Genomic DNA, 18,742 nt, shown 5'->3' on the forward strand with positions numbered 1-18,742 from the left:
GCATTGAACTTTCTGCTACCCCCAACGAGGAAACCCCGGAGGGAATTCCCTCCGGGAACGACGGAAGGCCGGCGCACTCCACAGGGCACCGGCCTTCATCCAAGAGGACCCGAGGGGATCAGACGGCGAGTTCCGCCCGCTTCTCGGCGTACGCGTCCACATCCGCCCCTTCCCGCGCCTCCGCCGTGCGCTCCCGCATCACGAGCACGGCCTGGCGGCTGCCGCCAGGACACCGAACGCGAGGACCGTGAAGGCCGTCGACATCGAGGGGGCCAACGCTCCGCACCCCGAGCGGCGCGATCGACGCGGTGCTGTCGTACGTCATCGGGATGAACACCACGGAGGCGGCCTGGCTCACCGCCATCGCGCTCCGGTGAGAGCGGGGCGGACTTCATCGCCCGCCGTCTGCCCTCCGCCCGGCAGGCCGCCGCAGGCCAGCCACGGCCATCTCGCCGACAGCTACGCCGAAGCCGCCACGGCGACCACGGACCCCGCGGCCCTGCGGGACGAGAGGTCCTCGTATGGCCTGGAGATCATCCTCGACGGCCCGGCGCCGCGGCTGCCGCCGTGACCGCGCGGCCCGGCCTCGCGGCTCCCGCCGTGACCGCTCAGCCGTACATCCGGCGCATCGCGAACTCGACCATCTGCTCCACGGCCTTCGCGTCGAAGACCATGCGGTGCTCGCCCTCCATGTCGAGGACGAAGCCGTAGCCGGTCGGAAGCAGGTCGATCACCTCGGCGCCGGTGATCACGAAGTACTTGGACTCCTTGCCCGCGTACCGGCGCAGCTCCTTGAGCGAGGTGAACATGGGGATCACCGGCTGCTGGGTGTTGTGCAGGGCGAGGAAGCCCGGGTTGTCGCCGCGCGGGCAGTAGACCTTCGAGGTCGCGAAGACCTGCTGGAAGTCCTCGGCGGACATCTGCCCGGTGGTGAAGGCCCGCACCGCGTCCGCGAGCGAGGGCGGTGACGGCTCGGGGTAGAGCGGCGGCTGCTGGCCGTACCCTCCGACGCCGCCGGCCATGGGCTGCTGCGGCGCGGAGTACTGCTGCTGAGCGCCCACGTTCTGGTCGTAGCCGTACATGGACGCAAGGGTACCGAGAGGACCCGGGCGAGTGAGGCGGTACCGGGGCGCACGCGTTCCACGGGGGGGGTTCACAGGGACGACCCTGGTTACACACAGCGCGCGCCCGTAGCGTCCGCGGCACCGGAGAACACGCCACGGAACGGCAGAGCACGGGCAATCGGCGGCAAGGAGCAGGGTCATGAGCGGACACCACCACGACGACGAGATCCACGAGCACGACCGAGGTCTCTCCTACGACCTCCCCGTCCTCGCCCGCCGCCGGATGATCCGGCTGCTCGCCGGTGCGAGCCTGGTGCCGCTGGTCGGCTGCTCCGCCGATGACGCGTCGTCCTCCGCCGGCGGCGGCCCCTCGGCGGCCTCCTCTGCGGAACCTCGGTCAGCTCTCACTTGAGACGGACAACGTCTTCAGCGACGGCTACGAGCGGCAGCTGGCGACGGTGAAGGGCAGCGTCGAGAAGGGCTACAGGGCGACACTCACGGTGCTGGTCTGAGCACGAAGAGCGACCTCGGGGGCGTCACACGTCACAGATACCCGATTGGGGTTGCTTCTTATTACCGACGGGTAGCATCATCGTAGCTACTTGTTGGTACGTGAACTAGCGCGAGGATCCAGTGCCTCGCCGATCTCTCTACGGAGCCGGGAGCCGTCGCCATGGGGCACTACAAGTCGAATCTCCGCGACATCGAATTCAACCTCTTCGAAGTACTCGGGCGCGACAAGCTGTACGGCACCGGCCCGTTCGCCGAGATGGACACGGACACCGCGAAGAGCATCCTCGAGGAGCTGACCCGCCTCGCGGAGAACGAGCTGGCCGAGTCCTTCACCGACGCCGACCGCAACCCGCCGGTCTTCGACCCGGAGACGAACACCGCTCCGGTCCCGGCGTCCTTCAAGAAGAGCTACAAGGCCTTCATGGACTCCGAGTACTGGCGGCTCGGCCTGCCCGAGGGGATCGGCGGCACGACGGCTCCCCCGTCCCTGATCTGGTCGTACGCGGAGCTGATCCTCGGCTCGAACCCGGCCGTGTGGATGTACTCCTCCGGTCCCGCGTTCGCCGGAATCCTCTACGACGAGGGCAACGACGTCCAGAAGAAGATCGCGCAGATCGCCGTGGAGCGGACCTGGGGTTCGACCATGGTGCTCACCGAGCCCGACGCCGGCTCCGACGTGGGCGCCGGCCGCACCAAGGCGGTCCGGCAGGAGGACGGCTCCTGGCACATCGAGGGCGTCAAGCGCTTCATCACGTCCGGTGAGCACGACATGGAGGAGAACATCCTCCACTACGTCCTCGCACGCCCCGAGGGCGCCGGCCCGGGCACCAAGGGCCTGTCCCTCTTCCTCGTCCCGAAGTACCTGTTCGACTTCGAGACCGGCGAGCTGGGCGAGCGAAACGGCGTGTACGCGACGAACGTCGAGCACAAGATGGGCCTCAAGGCCTCCAACACCTGCGAGATGACCTTCGGCGACCGCCACCCCGCCAAGGGCTGGCTGATCGGCGACAAGCACGACGGCATCCGCCAGATGTTCCGGATCATCGAGTTCGCGCGGATGATGGTCGGCACGAAGGCGATCTCGACGCTGTCCACGGGTTACCTCAACGCGCTCGAGTACGCCAAGGAGCGCGTCCAGGGCCCCGACCTCGCGAACTTCATGGACAAGACCGCGCCCAAGGTCACCGTCACCCACCACCCGGACGTGCGCCGCTCGCTGATGACGCAGAAGGCGTACGCGGAGGGCATGCGCGCCCTGGTGCTGTACACGGCGTCGGTGCAGGACGCGATCGCGGTCAAGGAGGCGAACGGCGAGGACGTCTCGGCCGAGCACGCCCTCAACGACCTGCTCCTCCCGATCGTCAAGGGCTACGGCTCCGAGAAGGGCTACGAGCAGCTCGCCCAGTCGCTGCAGACCTTCGGCGGCTCCGGCTTCCTGCAGGAGTACCCGATCGAGCAGTACATCCGCGACGCCAAGATCGACACCCTGTACGAGGGCACCACGGCTATCCAGGGCCAGGACTTCTTCTTCCGGAAGATCGTCCGCAACCAGGGCGCGGCCCTCAACACCCTCGCCGAGGACATCAAGAAGTTCCTGGCCCTGGGCACCGGCGGCGAGGACCTGGCGGGTGCCCGCGAGCACCTGGCCAAGGCGGCCGTCGAGCTGGAGGCCATCGTCGGCCTGATGCTCACCGACCTCGCCGCCACCGAGCAGGACGTCAAGAACATCTACAAGGTCGGCCTCAACACCACCCGCCTGCTGCTCGCCTCCGGCGACGTGGTCGTCGGCTATCTGCTCCTCAAGGGCGCCGCGATCGCCGCCGAGAAGCTCGAGACCGCCTCCGCCAAGGCTGTGTCAGCCAAAGACGTGGCCTTCTACACCGGCAAGATCGCCGCGGCGAAGTTCTTCGCGGCCAACGTCCTGCCAAGCGTCACCCTGGCCCGCAAGGTTGCCGAGGGCGTCGACCTGGACCTCATGGAGCTGGACGAGGCCGCCTTCTAGGCAAACGCGGTCAGTCAACCCGGTCACAGCCACCGCAAACCCCACACCGGTCTCACGAGGGCCCGCTTCCATCACCAGGAGCGGGCCTTCGTCCGTCGTTAAGGTGAACCCCATGAGCGAACCCTCCCGCTTCGACCGCGGACACACCGACGACCTCATGTCGTTCCTGGCGGCGAGCCCGTCGCCTTACCACGCCGTGGCGAACGCCGCCGAGCGGCTGGAGAAGGCCGGCTTCAGGCAGGTCGCGGAGACCGAGGCGTGGGACGGGTCGACCGGCGGAAAGTACGTGCTGCGCGGCGGGGCGATCGTCGCCTGGTACGTCCCCGAGGGCGCCGCACCGCACACGCCGTTCCGGATCGTCGGCGCGCACACCGACTCGCCGAACCTGCGGGTCAAGCCGCTGCCGGACACCGGGGCGCACGGCTGGCGCCAGGTCGCCGTGGAGATCTACGGCGGACCGCTGCTCAACTCGTGGCTCGACCGCGACCTGGGCCTGGCGGGCCGGCTGACCCTGCGGGACGGTTCGACGCGGCTGGTGAACGTGGACCGGCCGCTGCTGCGCGTGCCCCAGCTCGCCATTCACCTGGACCGTTCGGTGACGGCGGAGGGGCTCAAGCTGGACAAGCAGCGGCATCTGCAGCCCGTCTGGGGCCTGGGCAACGACGTGCGCGACGGCGACCTGATCGCCTTCCTGGAGGAGGAGAGCGGGCTCGCGACGGGCGAGGCCGCCGGCTGGGACCTGATGGTCCACTCCGTCGAGCCGCCCGCCTACCTGGGCCGCGACGAGGAGCTGGTCGCCGGTCCGCGCATGGACAACCTGCTGTCCGTGCACGGCGCCGTGGCCGCGCTGACCGCCGTCGCGGCGGCGGACTCCGGGCTGTCGTACATCCCCGTCCTCGCCGCCTTCGACCACGAGGAGAACGGCTCGCAGTCGGACACCGGCGCGGACGGGCCGCTGCTGGGCACCGTGCTGGAGCGTTCGGTGTTCGCGCGCGGAGGATCGTACGAGGACCGGGCCAGAGCCTTCGCCGGCACCGTGTGCCTCTCCTCCGACACCGGTCACGCCGTCCACCCCAACTACGCGGAGCGGCACGACCCGACGCACCACCCGCGCGTCAACGGCGGCCCCATCCTCAAGGTGAACGTCAACAACCGCTACGCGACGGACGGTTCGGGCCGCGCGGTGTTCGCCGCCGCCTGCGAGAAGGCCGGCGTGCCCTTCCAGTCCTTCGTCTCCAACAACTCCATGCCGTGCGGCACCACGATCGGCCCGATCACCGCGGCCCGGCACGGCATCAAGACCGTCGACATCGGTGTGGCGATCCTGTCGATGCACAGCGCGCGCGAGTTGTGCGGCGCCGACGACCCGCACCTGCTGGCGAACGCGCTGGTGGCGTTCCTGGAGGGGTGAGAACGGCGTGCCGCGGCATGGGGGTTGACACCCGGGGTACCCGCCGTCACGGACCGGAACGACCGGACCGGACAGGAGGCAACAGCCATGGGCCTCGGCGGATGCATCATCCTCATCGCCGCGGGAGCCATCCTCACGTTCGCGACCGACTGGGACATGAAGGGGGTCAACCTCGACCTGGTCGGCATCATCCTGATGATCGTCGGACTGATCGGCGTCTCGACGTTCAGCAGCATCGCCCGGCGCAGGCGGGTCATGGTGCCGCCCACGACGACGGTCGTCGAGGAGGAGCGGCACCACCACACGCGCGACGGTTACAGCGACGGATACGGGGTGTGATCCCGGGTCCGGTCAGGCGTCCGGGCCGACCGGGACCAGGGGCAGGCGGTCCGTCCCCTCCACGGTGAGGCGGACGGGCAGGCCGCAGTTCGGCCGGCCGCCCGTGCCGATCAGCTCGGGGCACGGACCCCGGACACGGCGGGCGGGGAGGCGGTCATGGATCAAGCGTGCCACCCGGCACAGACACTCAGCCCAGCGTGTGCCCCGTGGTCGCGTCCAGGTGATCCGGAACGTCGTCGTGGCGGTCGCCGACCGTGAGGGTGCCCGTGGGTTCGAAGAGGAGGAGAGCGGTGGCGGTGGGGGCGTACGGCTTGTGTTCCGTGCCCCGGGGAACCGTGAAGAGTGAGCCCTTCGGGAGAGTCACGGTGCGCTCGCCTTCCGGTTCGCGCAGGGCGATGTGGAGTTCGCCCTCCAGGACCAGGAAGAACTCGTCGGTGTGGTCGTGGACGTGCCACACATGCTCGCCCTCGACCTTGGCGATGCGGACGTCGTAGTCGTTGACGGCGGTGACGATGCGGGGGCTCCACCGGTCCGTGAAGGAGGCGAGGGCCGTTTCCAGAAAGATGGGTTCGCTGGTCATGGGCTCATCCTCGGGTGTGGCGGTGCCGCCGGACGAGTGCTAGAAATCGCGTATGCCGCAAGGATTCTCTCAGCCGCACAAGATCGTCCTCGTCGTCGACGAGAACTCCAACCCCTTCGAGATGAGCTGCGCCATCGAGGTCTTCGGGCTGCGCCGGCCCGAGCTGGGCCGTGAGCTGTACGACTTCAGGCTGTGCGCGGCCGGGCCGGACACCCGTATGCGGGACGCGTTCTTCACGCTCACCGGCGTCGCCGGACTGGAGGCCGCCGAGGAGGCGGACACGCTGATCGTGCCGAATCGGCCCGACACCGACGCCCCTCGCTCCGAGGAGGTGCTGGACGTCGTACGCCGGGCACACGCGCGTGGCGCCCGGCTCGTCGGTTTCTGCTCGGGCGCCTTCACCATCGCGGAGGCCGGGCTGCTGGACGGGCGGCGGGCCGCCTGCCACTGGATGTGGGCACAGTCCTTCCAGGCGCGTTTCCCGCGCGTGCTGCTGGAGCCGGATGTTCTCTTCGTCGACGACGGCGACATCCTCACCGCCTCGGGCAGTGCGTCGGCGCTCGACCTGGGGCTTCATGTCGTACGACGGGACCACGGCGCCGAGATCGCCAACGCCGTCTCCAGGCGGCTGGTGTTCGCCGCGCACCGGGACGGCGGGCAGCGGCAGTTCGTGGAACGGCCACTGCCCAAGGTGCCGGACGAGTCGCTGGGGCCGTTGCTGGCCTGGGCGCAGGAGCGGCTGGGGGAGCCAGTGACGGTGGCGGACCTGGCGGCGCGGGCGGCGGTCAGTCCGGCGACGCTGCACCGCCGCTTCCGGGCGCAGCTCGGTACGACGCCCCTCGCGTGGCTGACCGGCGAGCGGGTCGCGCTGGCCTGCCGGCTGATCGAGCGCGGGGAGGAGCGGCTCGACGTGGTGGCGGCCAGGAGCGGGCTGGGTACGGCGGCCAACCTGCGGGCGCGGCTGCGGCGTGAGACCGGGCTCAGCCCGTCGGCCTATCGGCGGCGTTTCGGAACCGTCGGCGGGGAAGCGGTGACCGTATGAGATTCCTCGTGCGCGACCGGATCCTCGGCATCGGTGACGACTACTGGATCGAGGACGACCGCGGCAACAAGGTGTTCCTCGTCGACGGCAAGGCGCTGCGGCTGCGGGACACCTTCGAGCTGAAGGACACCCGCGGGCGCGTCCTCATCGACATCCGCCAGAAGATGTTCGCCCTGCGGGACACGATGGTGATCGAGCGGGACGGCGAGCCGCTCGCGACGATCCGGCGCAAGCGGCTGTCGCTGCTGCGCAACCACTACCGGGTGGCCCTGGCGGACGGCAGCACGGAGCTGGACGTCAGCGGCAAGATCCTCGACCGGGAGTTCGCCGTCGAGTACGACGGCGAGCTGCTCGCGGTGGTCTCGCGACGATGGCTGCACGTCCGGGAGACGTACGGCGTCGACGTCGTACGGGAGGACGCGGACCCGACGCTGCTGATCGCGGTGGCGGTGTGCGTGATCCATCTGGCGGAGAAGGAGCGAGGGGACGACTGACGCGGACCCGGCCGGGGCCTGTCCTGGAGCAGCCGGTCCCGGACAGCAGTTGGTTCCAGAGCAGCCGGTCCCGAGCAGCCGGTCCTAGAGCACCCTGTCCTTCAGGGCCGGGAAGAGCTCCCGTGTGGTCGCGACTCTTCCGGGGTCGAAGTCCACCGTGAGCACCTGCTCCTCGGCCCCGGCCTCGGCCAGCACCTCGCCCCAGGGATCCACCACGATCGAGTGACCCGCCTGCGGAACTCGCGCGTGTGTCCCGGCCGTTCCGCACGCGAGCACGAAGGCCTGGTTCTCCACCGCCCGCGCCTGCGCCAGCAGCGTCCAGTGCGACCGGCGGCGCTCCGGCCAGCCCGCCGGGACGACGAAGGTCTCGGCGCCGGCGTCGACGAGGCCCCGGAAGAGTTCGGGGAAACGGAGGTCGTAGCAGGTGGCCACGCCGAGGGTCGTCCCGGGCAGACGCACCGTCACCAGTTCACGCCCCGCGCTCATCATGACGGCCTCGCCCTTGTCGAAGCCGAAGCGGTGAATCTTGCGGTAGGCGGCGGCCAGGTCGCCGGACGGGGAGAAGACGAGAGACGTGTTGTAGAGCGGGCCCTCAGGGTCTCGCTCGGGAATCGAGCCCGCGTGCAGCCACACGCCCGCGTCGCTCGCCGCCTTCGCCATCACCTCGTACGTCGGCCCTTCGAGCGGCTCCGCCTCCCGCGCGAACTCCTCGTAGGCGAAGGCACCGGTGGTCCACAGCTCCGGCAGTACGACGAGGTCGGCCCCGGCCTGATCCCGGACCAGCGAGGCCACCCGCCGCCGCCGCGATGCGACCGATTCGTCCTCGTCCACGGCGATCTGGATCAATGAGGCGCGCACACTACCACCGTCCTGGCATTCGAGCCGTCCACACGGGCCTACGATCGTCACACGAAAGCACTGCCGGGGTGCCTCACAGCAGCGTAACTTAGCGTTCCAGACACCCGCCGACAGCAGCCACCTCCCACTGGCAACGCCGCCACAACCCGCCCGTGTACCGACCGCCGAGGGGTCCCGTTCCGTGAGTCTGCATCCCACCCTCCAGCCCTACGCCGACGCCTGGACCCACTCCATCGAAGCGATAGCCGAGTTGGTGCAGCCCCTTGTGGAGGGCGAGTGGAACCGGCGCACCCCGTGCCCCGGCTGGTCGGTGCGGGACATCGTCTCCCATGTCATCGGCCTCGACTGCGAGATGCTCGGCGACCCGCGCCCCATCCACACACTGCCGCGCGACCTGTACCACGTCACCAACGACCAGCAGCGCTACACGGAGATGCAGGTCGACGTCCGCCGTCACCACACGGCGCCGGAGATGACCGCCGAGCTGGAGTACACGGTCATCCGCCGCAACCGCCAGCTGCGCAACGAGTCGCGCGAGCCGGGCACGAAGGTCCGGGGCCCGCTCGGCACTGAGCTCACCCTCGAAGCGTCCATGCGCAGCCACGCGTTCAACGTCTGGGTGCACGAGCAGGATCTGCGCGCAGCCCTCGGCCGCCCCGGCAACCTCGACTCCCCCGGCGCGCACATCGCCCGTGACGTGCTGCTCGCCGAACTCCCGCGTGTGGTGGCGCAGGACGCGGGCGCGCCCCGCAGCTCGGCGGTCGTCTTCGACGTCCACGGCCCCGTCGAGTTCCTGCGCACGATCCGCGTGGACATCCAGGGCCGCGGCACCCTGGAAACGGCCCCCGCGCTCGGCCCCGCCGCCATGCTCACCCTCGACTGGGAGACGTACGTCCGCCTCGCCTGCGGCCGCGTGACCCCGGAGACGGTGGCGGACCGGGTGAAGGCGGAGGGGGACGGGGACCTGGCGGAGGCGATCCTGCGGAACTTCACGGTGACCCAGTAGGCCCTGGCGGGCGGCGCGGCCTGCGGGCAGTCGTCCCGCCGGCTACGCGGGTACGTGCACCGTCTCCACCCGGCTGGCCACCAACCGTTCCCGCTCCCGCCGAGCCGCCTCCTTGCGCAACCGCAGAACCTGGCTCACGCCGAGCACCTGCAGAACGAACATCGCTGAGAAGGCGACGGTGTAGTTGTCGCCGGTGGCGTCGAGCAGCACCCCGATCGCGAACAGGGTGGTCATGGAGGCCACAAAGCCACCCATGTTCGTGATCCCGGACGCGGTCCCCTGCCGCTCGGGCGGATTGGCGGGCCGCGCGAAGTCGAACCCGATCATCGAAGCCGGCCCGCACGCGCCGAGCACCGTGCACAGCACGACCAGCAGCCACATGGGGACCCGCTCCCCGGGATACCCGAGCGTCACCGCCCACGTCACCGCCGTCGCCCCCACGGTCGCGAGGGCGAGCGGCAGCCGTGCCGCGTGGTGCCGGGCGATGATCTGGCCGTAGACCAGCCCGACCACCATGTTCGACAGCACGACGAGCGTCAGCAGTTCGCCGGCCGCGGCGCGGGACAGGCCCTGCGCCTCGACCAGGAACGGCAGGCCCCACAGCAGCAGGAACACCATCGCCGGGAACTGGGTGGTGAAGTGCACCCACAGGCCGAGCCGCGTCCCGGGCTCCCGCCAGGAGGCGGCGATCTGCCGGCGTACGTACGCTGCGCCCTGATGGGGGAAGGGCTCCGGCTCGTGCCCGTCGGGGTGGTCCTTCAGGAACAGCAGGAGCAGGACGAACACCACGACCCCCGCGAGCGCGCTGCCCGCGAACGCCGCCGTCCAGCCGATCCCGTGCAGCAGCCGGGCCAGCACCAGCGTGGAGACCAGGTTCCCCGCCATGCCGGCAAGCCCCGCGAGCTGCGCGACCAGCGGTCCGCGGCGGGCGGGGAACCAGCGCGTGCCGAGCCGCAGCACGCTGATGAACGTCATCGCGTCGCCGCAGCCCAGCAGCGCGCGCGACGCGAGGGCCATGCCGTAGGAGGGGGAGAGGGCGAAGCCGAGCTGCCCCGCCGTGAAGAGGACGACGCCGATGCCCAGCACCTTCTTGGTACCGAGCCGGTCCACCAGCAGGCCGACGGGTATCTGCATGCCCGCGTACACGAGCAGCTGCAGGATCGAGAACGTCGACAGCGCGGACGCGCCCACGTGGAATCGGTCGGCCGCGTCGAGGCCGGCGACCCCCAGCGACGTACGGAAGATGACGGCGACGAAGTAGACCGAGACGCCGATGCCCCACACGGCGACGGCGTGCCGTCCGCCGGGTGGGTCTCCGGGCAGGGAGGCGGACGGGGAGCCGCTCATCGGACCTCCCCCCTGGCCAGGTGGGAGAACCAGCTGACGTGGCGGTGTACGACCGCGACGGCCGCCTCCGCGTCCCCGGAGCGCAGCGCCTGGAGGATCTCCTCGTGCTCGGTGAGGGTCTTGGCGATCCGGTCGGGGTGGGAGTGCATGACGGCGACGCCCATACGCAGCTGACGGTCGCGGAGCTGGTCGTACAGCCGCGACAGGATCTCGTTCCCGCCGCTGCGGACGATCTCGGCATGGAAGCAGCGGTCGGTGACGGCGGCCGCGGCCAGGTCCCCGGCGGCGGCCTGCTCCTTCTGCCGCGCGAGCAGTTCCTCCAGCCGCTCAAGGAGACCGGCGGGCGCGGGGACGGCCTTGCGGGCGGCGTGTTCCTCGACCAGCAGCCGTGTCTCCACCACATCCGCGATCTCCTGCGCGGACACGGGCAGGACCAGCGCGCCCTTCTTCGGGTAGAGCCTGATCAGCCCTTCCACCTCCAGCCGCAGCAACGCCTCCCGCACCGGGGTGCGTGAGACGCCGACGGCCTCCGCGAGCTCGCCCTCCGTGAGGAGGGTCCCGCCCTCGTAACGGCGGTCCAGGACGCCCCGCTTGACGTGGGTGTAGACGCGGTCGGCGGCGGGGGGCTGCTTCAGGGACGCGGGCGGGGCTGAGGGCATGAACACATCTTAGATACAAGAGGTACGCATGAGGGCGCCCGTTCCAGGATGCGGACCGCGGCCTGCTCGCGGGCAATGCCCCGGAAAAGAACACAGCCCCACCCCAGTTGACGTACAGCCGAACGTGCTACACACGTGTCACATGCGTGCGGCCCCTCTGCTTCCCCCCTCCCAACTCGGCCGCACATCAGGGGCATTCGACGTAATCGGGGTATCTCAGTTGATAACCGGCACCCAGGGCATCCGTTTCCGGAGAGCCGCGGCCGTCGCCGTCACGACCGGCGCGATGCTCGCCACCGGAGCCCTCACCGCGGCACCCGCGCAGGCCGTCACCGCGCCCACGATCGCCGCCAAGACCGGCTATGTGATGAACAACGCGAACGGCGCAAAGCTGTACGGGAAGGGCTCGAACACCAAGCTCTCCACCGGATCCACCACCAAGATCATGACCGCGAAGGTCGTGCTCGCGCAGTCGAACCTCAATCTGGACGCCAAGGTCACGATCCAGAAGGCGTACAGCGACTACGTGGTGGCGAACAACGCCTCGCAGGCCCACCTGATCGTCGGCGACAAGGTCACCGTCCGCCAGCTGCTGTACGGGCTGATGCTGCCGTCCGGCTGCGACGCCGCCTACGCGCTGGCCGACAAGTTCGGCTCGGGCTCGACGCGCGCCGCGCGCGTGAAGTCGTTCATCGGCAAGATGAACGCCAAGGCCCAGCAGCTCGGCCTGACGAACACTCACTTCGACTCGTTCGACGGCATCGGCCACGGCGCCAACTACTCGACGGCGAAGGACTTGACGAAGCTCGCCGGCAGCGCGATGAAGAGCTCCACCTTCCGCGCCATCGTGAAGACGAAGAAGTACACGGCGAAGACCATCACCAAGACCGGCAGCATCCGCACCATGGGCACATGGGAGAACACCAACACGCTGCTCAGCAGCTACAGCGGCGCGATCGGCGTGAAGACGGGCTCCGGCCCCGAGGCGAAGTACTGCCTGGTCTTCGCCGCGACCCGTGACGGCAAGACGGTCATCGGCACGGTCCTCGCCTCCACCTCCCCGTCCCAGCGCGCGACGGACGCCACGAGGCTCCTCAACTACGGCTTCGCGACGATCGGCTGACCTCCGCGTTCACCGGCAGGGGCGGCCACTCGACAGTGGCCGCCCTCTCGTCGCACGAAAATACTTCCGTCCGCCGTACATCCATTGACGCTCCTCGTGAGTCTCCTGAGAGCCTCCCCCCTCCACATCGCAGATGTCTTTCACGGCATTTCGCACATACGGAGCGTTCATAGTGATAACCGGCATCAAGGGCGTACGTTTCCGCCGAGCCGCAGCCGTCGTCGCCACCACCGGCGCGCTGCTGGCGGGCGGAGCCCTTTCGGCGCCAGCTCAGGCCGCGACCGCCCCCTCGGTCAGCGCCAAGGGCGCGTTCATGCTCGACAACGCGACAGGCTCCACCCTCTACAGCAAGTACGCCGACACCAAGCTGCCCATGGCGAGCACCACCAAGATCATGGCGGCCCGTGTCGTGCTGAGCACCCCGGACCTGGACCTCGACCGGAAGATCACCATCAAGCAGGCCTACCGGGACTACGTCGCCGCCAAGGGCGCGAGCACCGCGGACCTGAAGACCGGTGACAAGGTCACCGTCCGTCAGCTGCTGCACGCGATGATGCTGCCGTCCGGCTGCGACGCCGCGATGGCCCTCGCGGACTCGTTCGGCACCGGTACCACCATCTCGGCACGCACCAAGTCGTTCATCAGCAAGATGAACTCCAAGGCCGGCGTCCTCAACCTGACGAACACGCACTTCGACTCGTTCGACGGCATCTCGACGCAGAACACGAACTACACGACACCGCGCGACCTCGCCAAGCTCGCGCGCAGCGCGATGAAGTGGTCGACGTTCCGCGGCATCGTGAAGAAGACGAAGACCGTGCAGTACGCGACGACGAGCACCGGCGCCACCCGCACCTACACCTGGTACAACACCAACAAGCTGCTGGGCTCCTACAGCGGCGCGATCGGCGTGAAGACCGGCACCAACACTCCGGCCGGTCCCTGCCTCGTCTTCGCCGCGACACGGGGCGACAAGACGGTCGTCGGCGTGCTCCTCAACGACCAGTACCGCTACGACGACGCCGCCAAGCTGATGGACTACGCCTTCGGCACCAGCTCGGCGAGCACCATGCGGCTGCGCACCCTGCCGGCGGGCGCACAGCAGGACTGACCCGGCCCGAAACCCCGTACACAGCAGGGGCCCACCGCTCGTCCGCGGTGGGCCCCTGCGTCGTGCGCGTCACCTCACGCCCAGGTGATCAGCCTCTTCGGCTGCTCCAGGATCGCGGCCACGTCCGCCAGTACCCTGGAGCCCAGCTCGCCGTCGACCAGACGGTGGTCGAAGGACAGGGCCAGGGTCGTCACCTGACGCGGCTTCACCTTGCCCTTGTGGACCCACGGCTGGAGCTTGATCGAGCCGACCGCGAGGATCGCGGACTCGCCGGGGTTCAGGATCGGCGTACCGGTGTCCACGCCGAACACGCCGACGTTGGTGATCGTCACCGTGCCGCCCTGCATGGCGGCGGGGGACGTCTTGCCCTCGCGCGCCGTCGAGACCAGCTCGCCCAGGGACTCCGCCAGCTGCGGCAGCGTCTTGGCCTGCGCGTCCTTGATGTTCGGGACGATCAGGCCGCGGGGGGTGGCGGCGGCGATGCCCAGGTTCACGTAGTGCTTGACCACGATCTCCTGGTTCGCCTCGTCCCAGGACGCGTTGATGTCCGGGTTGCGCTTGATCGCGACCAGCAGGGCCTTGGCGATCAGCAGGAGCGGGTTGACCCGCAGGCCCTGCATCTCCCTGTCCTGCTTGAGCTCCTCGACCAGCTTCAGCGTGCGGGTCACGTCGACCGTCACGAACTCCGTGACGTGCGGCGCGGTGAACGCCGAGCCGACCATCGCCGCCGCCGTCGCCCTGCGGACGCCCTTGACGGGGATGCGGGTCTCGCGGGCCGTGTCGTACGTGACGACAGGCGCCGCCGCCGGCGCGACCGGGGCCGGCGCCGGGGCGGGCTGCTCGGCGGCCGGGGCCGGCGTCACCGCCGCGTGGACGTCCTCGCGCGTGATGATGCCGTCCGGGCCGGTGGGAACCACCGTCGTCAGGTCGACGCCGAGGTCCTTGGCCAGTTTGCGCACCGGCGGCTTGGCCAGCGGGCGCGGCATGGCAGCCGTCGTCCCATGGCCGTTCAGCTCGGTCTGGAGCGCCGCCGGCGCCTCCTGGACGGGGCTCTCGGGCCCCTTGCGGGGGCGGCGCTTGGTCGAGGACGCGGCGACGCCGTAGCCGACCAGCACCGGCTGGCGGCCCGAGCCCGCGGGCCCGGGCTCCTCCGGCGTGGGCTCCTCCGGCCTCTTCCCGGCGGCCGGAGCCGGAGCCGGTGCCTGGGCAGGAGCGGCAGCGGGAGCGGCGCCCCCGCCCGCGACATCCACCGCGATGATCGGCGTGCCGACGTCCACCGTGGTGCCCTCGGGGAAGTGGAGGTCGCGGACCACACCGTCGTACGGGATGGGAAGTTCCACGGCCGCCTTGGCGGTCTCGACCTCGCACACGACCTGGCCGTCGGTGACCGTGTCGCCGGGCTGGACGTACCACTTGAGGATCTCGGCCTCGGTGAGTCCCTCGCCCACGTCGGGCATCTTGAACTCGCGCACGGACGCTTCAGTCATCGTCGTCACGACCCTCTCCTCAGTACGCCAGGGCACGGTCGACGGCGTCGAGCACCCGGTCCAGACCCGGCAGGTACTCCTCCTCTAGGCGCGCCGGCGGGTACGGGGCGTGGTAGCCGCCGACCCTGAGCACCGGGGCCTCCAGGTGGTAGAAGCAGCGCTCCGTGATCCGGGCGGCGATCTCCGCGCCCGAGCCGAAGAACACCGGCGCCTCGTGGACGACGACCAGACGGCGGGTCTTCTCCACCGAGGTCTGGATCGAGTCGAAGTCGAGCGGGGAGACCGAGCGCAGGTCCAGGACCTCCAGCGACTTGCCCTCCTCGGCGGCCGCGGCGGCGACCTCCTGGCAGAGCTTCACCATCGGGCCGTAGCCGGCGAGGGTGAGGTCGGTGCCCTCGCGGACCACGCGGGCCTTGTGCAGGGGGCCGGGGATCGCCTCGGTGTTGACCTCGGCCTTGTCCCAGTAGCGCCGCTTGGGCTCGAAGAAGATCACCGGGTCGTCGCTCTGGATGGCCTGCTGCATCATCCAGTACGCGTCGGCCGCGTTCGACGGGGAGACCACCTTCAGGCCCGCCACGTGCGCGAAGAGCGCCTCGGGGGACTCCGAGTGGTGCTCCACCGCGCCGATGCCGCCGCCGTACGGGATGCGGACGACGATCGGGAGCTTGACCTTGCCCAGGGAGCGGGCGTGCATCTTCGCCAGCTGCGTGACGATCTGGTCGTACGCCGGGAAGACGAAGCCGTCGAACTGGATCTCCACCACCGGGCGGTAGCCGCGGAGCGCGAGGCCGATCGCGGTGCCCACGATGCCCGACTCGGCGAGCGGGGTGTCGACGACCCGGCTCTCGCCGAAGTCCTTCTGCAGGCCGTCGGTCACACGGAAGACGCCGCCGAGCTTGCCGACGTCCTCGCCCATGATGAGGACCTTGGGGTCCGCCTCCAGGGCGTGGCGCAGCGACTCGTTGATCGCCTTGGCGAGGGCCATGCTCTTTGATACCGCGGTCTCCGCCATGTCACTTACCCCCCTCTGTGTCCGCGAACGACGCCTGGTAGGCGGCGAACTGGGCTCGCTCCTCGTCGACGAGCGCGTGCCCGTCCGCGTACACGTTCTCGAAGATGGCGAAGTGGTCCGGGTCCGGCATGGCGCGGACCGCTTCGCGCACTCGCCTGCCCAACGCCTCGCTCTCGGCCTCGAGTTCCGCGAAGAATCCCTCGTCCGCGTGGTTTGAGGCCTCCAGGTACCGGCGAAGGCGCAGGATCGGGTCCTTCGCCTCCCAGGCCTCGCGCTCCTCGTCGGCCCGGTACTTGCTCGGGTCGTCGGAGGTGGTGTGGGCGCCCATGCGGTACGTGTACGCCTCGACCAGGGTCGGGCCCTCGCCGCGCCGGGCGCGCTCCAGGGCCCACTTGGTGACCGCGAGGCAGGCCAGCACGTCGTTGCCGTCCACGCGCACGCCGGGGAAGCCGTAGCCCTGTGCCCGCTGGTAGAGCGGGACACGGGTCTGCTTCTCGGTCGGCTCGGAGATCGCCCACTGGTTGTTCTGGCAGAAGAACACCACGGGGGCGTTGTAGACCGCGGAGAAGGTGAACGACTCGGCCACGTCGCCCTGGCTGGAGGCGCCGTCGCCGAAGTAGGCGATCACCGCGCTGTCCGCGCCGTCCTTGGCCACGCCCATCGCGTAGCCCGTGGCGTGCAGCGTCTGCGACCCGATGACGATCGTGTAGAGGTGGAAGTTGTTGCCGTTCGGGTCCCAGCCGCCGTTGTTCACGCCGCGGAACATGCCGAGCAGATTGGTCGGGTCGACGCCGCGGCACCAGGCGACGCCGTGTTCGCGGTAGGTCGGGAAGACGTAGTCGTCGTCGCGCAGTGCCCGGCCGGAGCCGATCTGGGCGGCCTCCTGGCCGAGGAGCGAGGCCCACAGGCCCAGCTCGCCCTGGCGCTGCAATGAGGTGGCCTCGGCGTCGAAACGCCGGGTGAGCACCATGTCGCGGTACAGGCCGCGGAGCTCATCGGAGGTGATGTCGGCGACGTACGCCTCGTACTCGGTGCCGTTCGCGGTCTTCGCGTTCTTGACGCGTTTGCCTTCGGGCGTCAGCAGTTGCACGAGCTCGGGCTCGGTGCCCGGCGACTTCTTCGCGGTCGTGCGCTTGCCGGCCGCGCTTTTGGTACTGGCGCTGCGTCGCGATGTGCGCGCGGCAGTGCTCTCCACGGTCACGTGTGCTCCTCCGTCGGTCCGGCTACCCGGGTTCGCCGGGTGCCAGTGCGGCTCACCTGTTGGCCCCACGGACGCACAGGGTGGGTGCGGCTCGTTCGGGAACAGGCGTGACAGGTGCCCCGGCGAGCGCCCTGCAAAAGGCACGTTACCCAGAGCTCCACATTTCTGTGAAACCCTTCCTGACCTGCGTTTTTGCTTGGATTTCCAAGTAAATCGCGAAATCGGGAACAGTTCCTGGTCACAGCCTTGCAGGGGGCCGGAACAACGGCACGTTATCCCGGTGACCCAGTTCACGGGAAGAGTCCACTTGGACCTGTAACGCCACATCGAGCACATAACGTGATCAAAAGCGACTGTCTGTGACAACGCCCAGCTCACGGGGTCGGACTGTGCCCTAGCATCTGGCGCGTGTCGCGCCCATGTGTACCACCCCTCTCGCATCACACGCCCCCGCTGGGCGCCCTCCTCCGCCGGTACGCCGCCGGTTCCGCCGTCACCTGCGAGCCCGTCGAGCAGGGACTGCTCAACCGCGGCTACCGGCTCCGCACGACACGCGGCCGCTACTTCCTCAAGCACCACTTCGACCCGGAGACCGCCGCCCCGGCCGCGATCGACCGCCAGCACCGGGCCACCCGGCGCCTGGCCGACCTGGGCGTCCCGGTGGCGCCGCCGCTGAGCGCCCGCGACGGGCGCACGGTGGCGGTCGTCGGCGGCCACGCGTACGCCCTGCACCCGTGGATCGACGGCAGGCACCGCCACGGCGGCCAGCTCGCCGCCGCGCAGTGCGGACGGCTGGGGGCGCTGCTGGGAGTGGTGCACGCGAGCCTGGAGCGCGTGATGCCGGCGCACGGGCGGGCGCGCGCCGAGCCGGCCGAGAGCCCCGACCCCGCCGGCACCTTCTGCCTCATCGACCACCTCCTCGCCCTCGTGCACCGCCACCGCCCCGCCGACGCCTTCGACGAGCTGGCCCGCCACCGCCTCCTGGAACGGCGCGCGCTCCTCGAACAGCACGCCGTACGGCGGCCGCCGTACGGCGGCTCGGTGGGCTGGGTGCACGGGGACTTCCACCCGTTCAACCTGCTCTACAAGGGGGACGCGCCGGCCGCGATCGTCGACTGGGACCGGCTCGGTGTGAAGCCCCGCGCGGAGGAGGCCGTACGCGCCGCCGCGATCTTCTTCGTCCGCCCGGCCGGCACGCTCGACCTGCCGAAGGTCCGGGCGTACGCGCGCGCGTACCGGCGCACGGCGGGGGCCACCCCCTCGGAGCTCGCGGCGGCCGTGCACCGCGTGTGGTGGGAGCGTCTCAACGACTTCTGGATGCTGCGCTGGCACTACGAGCGCGGCGACACCCGGGCGGACTCCCAGTTCCCGGCGGCCTCGGCGCTCGCGGTGTGGTGGACGCGGGAGTACGACGCGGTGTGCGACGCGTTCGCGGGGTGAGCGTCCGGTGCGCGGCCCGGCGGACGCCACGCGCGCGTGGAGCCCGTTTCCGG

20 protein-coding genes and 1 pseudogene are annotated in these 18,742 nt (G+C 70.0%); 11 read left to right on the top strand and 10 right to left on the bottom strand.

Features of this window, described 5'->3' with window-relative positions:
• Positions 1-118 precede the first annotated feature (118 nt).
• Positions 119-364: a hypothetical protein gene (locus ACZ562_RS05720; RefSeq protein ID WP_471174367.1), complete on the bottom strand. Its 246-nt coding sequence runs from the start codon at positions 362-364 to the stop codon at positions 119-121.
• A gap of 9 nt (positions 365-373) precedes the next feature.
• Here ACZ562_RS05720 and ACZ562_RS05725 point away from each other — a divergent pair, with 9 nt between their 5' ends.
• Positions 374-571 (top strand): hypothetical protein, encoded by a 198-nt coding sequence (locus tag ACZ562_RS05725; protein WP_471174368.1) that lies wholly within the window; start codon positions 374-376, stop codon positions 569-571.
• Positions 572-608: 37 nt separating this feature from the next.
• Here the strand turns inward: ACZ562_RS05725 and ACZ562_RS05730 are convergent, their stop codons facing one another.
• The gene (locus ACZ562_RS05730; RefSeq protein ID WP_471174369.1) at positions 609-1,082 is read right to left on the bottom strand and encodes an SseB family protein; all 474 of its coding nucleotides are present in this window, start codon (positions 1,080-1,082) and stop codon (positions 609-611) included.
• A gap of 181 nt (positions 1,083-1,263) precedes the next feature.
• Here ACZ562_RS05730 and ACZ562_RS05735 point away from each other — a divergent pair.
• The 4 genes and pseudogenes from ACZ562_RS05735 to ACZ562_RS05750 all read left to right on the top strand — a co-directional run.
• Positions 1,264-1,449, top strand: a pseudogene (locus tag ACZ562_RS05735) (intradiol ring-cleavage dioxygenase); the annotation flags it as partial.
• A gap of 288 nt (positions 1,450-1,737) precedes the next feature.
• The gene (locus ACZ562_RS05740) at positions 1,738-3,579 is read left to right on the top strand and encodes an acyl-CoA dehydrogenase (protein ID WP_471174370.1); all 1,842 of its coding nucleotides are present in this window, start codon (positions 1,738-1,740) and stop codon (positions 3,577-3,579) included.
• A gap of 112 nt (positions 3,580-3,691) precedes the next feature.
• Positions 3,692-4,990: a M18 family aminopeptidase gene (locus ACZ562_RS05745; RefSeq protein ID WP_471174371.1), complete on the top strand. Its 1,299-nt coding sequence runs from the start codon at positions 3,692-3,694 to the stop codon at positions 4,988-4,990.
• 87 nt (positions 4,991-5,077) lie between these two features.
• A complete protein-coding gene (locus ACZ562_RS05750) occupies positions 5,078-5,329 on the top strand; it encodes a DUF6458 family protein (protein ID WP_471174372.1) in 252 nt (83 codons plus the stop codon).
• A 12-nt stretch (positions 5,330-5,341) separates the two neighbouring features.
• Here the strand turns inward: ACZ562_RS05750 and ACZ562_RS05755 are convergent, their stop codons facing one another.
• Both ACZ562_RS05755 and ACZ562_RS05760 read right to left on the bottom strand, forming a co-directional pair.
• Complete coding sequence (locus ACZ562_RS05755) at positions 5,342-5,494, bottom strand: hypothetical protein (protein WP_471174373.1); 153 nt, start codon at positions 5,492-5,494, stop codon at positions 5,342-5,344.
• Positions 5,495-5,516: 22 nt separating this feature from the next.
• Complete coding sequence (locus ACZ562_RS05760) at positions 5,517-5,909, bottom strand: cupin domain-containing protein (RefSeq protein ID WP_471174374.1); 393 nt, start codon at positions 5,907-5,909, stop codon at positions 5,517-5,519.
• A gap of 52 nt (positions 5,910-5,961) precedes the next feature.
• Here ACZ562_RS05760 and ACZ562_RS05765 point away from each other — a divergent pair, with 52 nt between their 5' ends.
• Positions 5,962-6,951: a GlxA family transcriptional regulator gene (locus ACZ562_RS05765; protein WP_471174375.1), complete on the top strand. Its 990-nt coding sequence runs from the start codon at positions 5,962-5,964 to the stop codon at positions 6,949-6,951.
• Complete coding sequence (locus tag ACZ562_RS05770; protein WP_471174376.1) at positions 6,948-7,445, top strand: LURP-one-related/scramblase family protein; 498 nt, start codon at positions 6,948-6,950, stop codon at positions 7,443-7,445. The genes ACZ562_RS05765 and ACZ562_RS05770 overlap by 4 nt, the downstream gene beginning before the upstream one ends.
• An 84-nt stretch (positions 7,446-7,529) precedes the next feature.
• Here the strand turns inward: ACZ562_RS05770 and ACZ562_RS05775 are convergent, their stop codons facing one another.
• Positions 7,530-8,303 (bottom strand): carbon-nitrogen family hydrolase, encoded by a 774-nt coding sequence (locus ACZ562_RS05775; RefSeq protein WP_471174377.1) that lies wholly within the window; start codon positions 8,301-8,303, stop codon positions 7,530-7,532.
• A gap of 181 nt (positions 8,304-8,484) precedes the next feature.
• On the opposite strand from ACZ562_RS05775, the gene ACZ562_RS05780 reads away from it, so the two are divergent.
• The gene (locus ACZ562_RS05780; RefSeq protein WP_471174378.1) at positions 8,485-9,309 is read left to right on the top strand and encodes a maleylpyruvate isomerase family mycothiol-dependent enzyme; all 825 of its coding nucleotides are present in this window, start codon (positions 8,485-8,487) and stop codon (positions 9,307-9,309) included.
• A gap of 42 nt (positions 9,310-9,351) precedes the next feature.
• On the opposite strand, the gene ACZ562_RS05785 is transcribed toward ACZ562_RS05780, so the two are convergent.
• Positions 9,352-10,656, bottom strand: coding sequence for an MFS transporter (locus ACZ562_RS05785; RefSeq protein WP_471174379.1), 1,305 nt, complete (start codon positions 10,654-10,656; stop codon positions 9,352-9,354).
• On the bottom strand, positions 10,653-11,315 hold the full coding sequence (locus ACZ562_RS05790; RefSeq protein ID WP_471174380.1) for a GntR family transcriptional regulator: 663 nt from the start codon (positions 11,313-11,315) through the stop codon (positions 10,653-10,655). The genes ACZ562_RS05785 and ACZ562_RS05790 overlap by 4 nt, the downstream gene beginning before the upstream one ends.
• Before the next feature lie 220 nt (positions 11,316-11,535).
• Here ACZ562_RS05790 and ACZ562_RS05795 point away from each other — a divergent pair, with 220 nt between their 5' ends.
• Entirely contained in the window at positions 11,536-12,438 is a 903-nt protein-coding gene (locus tag ACZ562_RS05795; RefSeq protein WP_471174381.1) for a D-alanyl-D-alanine carboxypeptidase family protein, read from the top strand.
• A gap of 133 nt (positions 12,439-12,571) precedes the next feature.
• Entirely contained in the window at positions 12,572-13,549 is a 978-nt protein-coding gene (locus ACZ562_RS05800) for a D-alanyl-D-alanine carboxypeptidase family protein (RefSeq protein ID WP_471174382.1), read from the top strand.
• A 74-nt stretch (positions 13,550-13,623) separates the two neighbouring features.
• On the opposite strand, the gene ACZ562_RS05805 is transcribed toward ACZ562_RS05800, so the two are convergent.
• From ACZ562_RS05805 to pdhA, 3 genes are read right to left on the bottom strand one after another with little or no spacing between them, the layout of a single operon-like run.
• The gene (locus tag ACZ562_RS05805) at positions 13,624-15,045 is read right to left on the bottom strand and encodes a dihydrolipoamide acetyltransferase family protein (protein ID WP_471174383.1); all 1,422 of its coding nucleotides are present in this window, start codon (positions 15,043-15,045) and stop codon (positions 13,624-13,626) included.
• 10 nt (positions 15,046-15,055) lie between these two features.
• Entirely contained in the window at positions 15,056-16,048 is a 993-nt protein-coding gene (locus ACZ562_RS05810; RefSeq protein WP_471174384.1) for an alpha-ketoacid dehydrogenase subunit beta, read from the bottom strand.
• Between the two features lies 1 nt (position 16,049).
• Complete coding sequence (gene pdhA / locus ACZ562_RS05815; protein ID WP_471174385.1) at positions 16,050-17,249, bottom strand: pyruvate dehydrogenase (acetyl-transferring) E1 component subunit alpha; 1,200 nt, start codon at positions 17,247-17,249, stop codon at positions 16,050-16,052.
• Positions 17,250-17,657: 408 nt separating this feature from the next.
• Here pdhA and ACZ562_RS05820 point away from each other — a divergent pair, with 408 nt between their 5' ends.
• Entirely contained in the window at positions 17,658-18,689 is a 1,032-nt protein-coding gene (locus ACZ562_RS05820; protein ID WP_471174386.1) for a phosphotransferase, read from the top strand.
• Positions 18,690-18,742 lie beyond the last annotated feature (53 nt).

The organism is Streptomyces sp. NPDC040410, assembly GCF_055595715.1.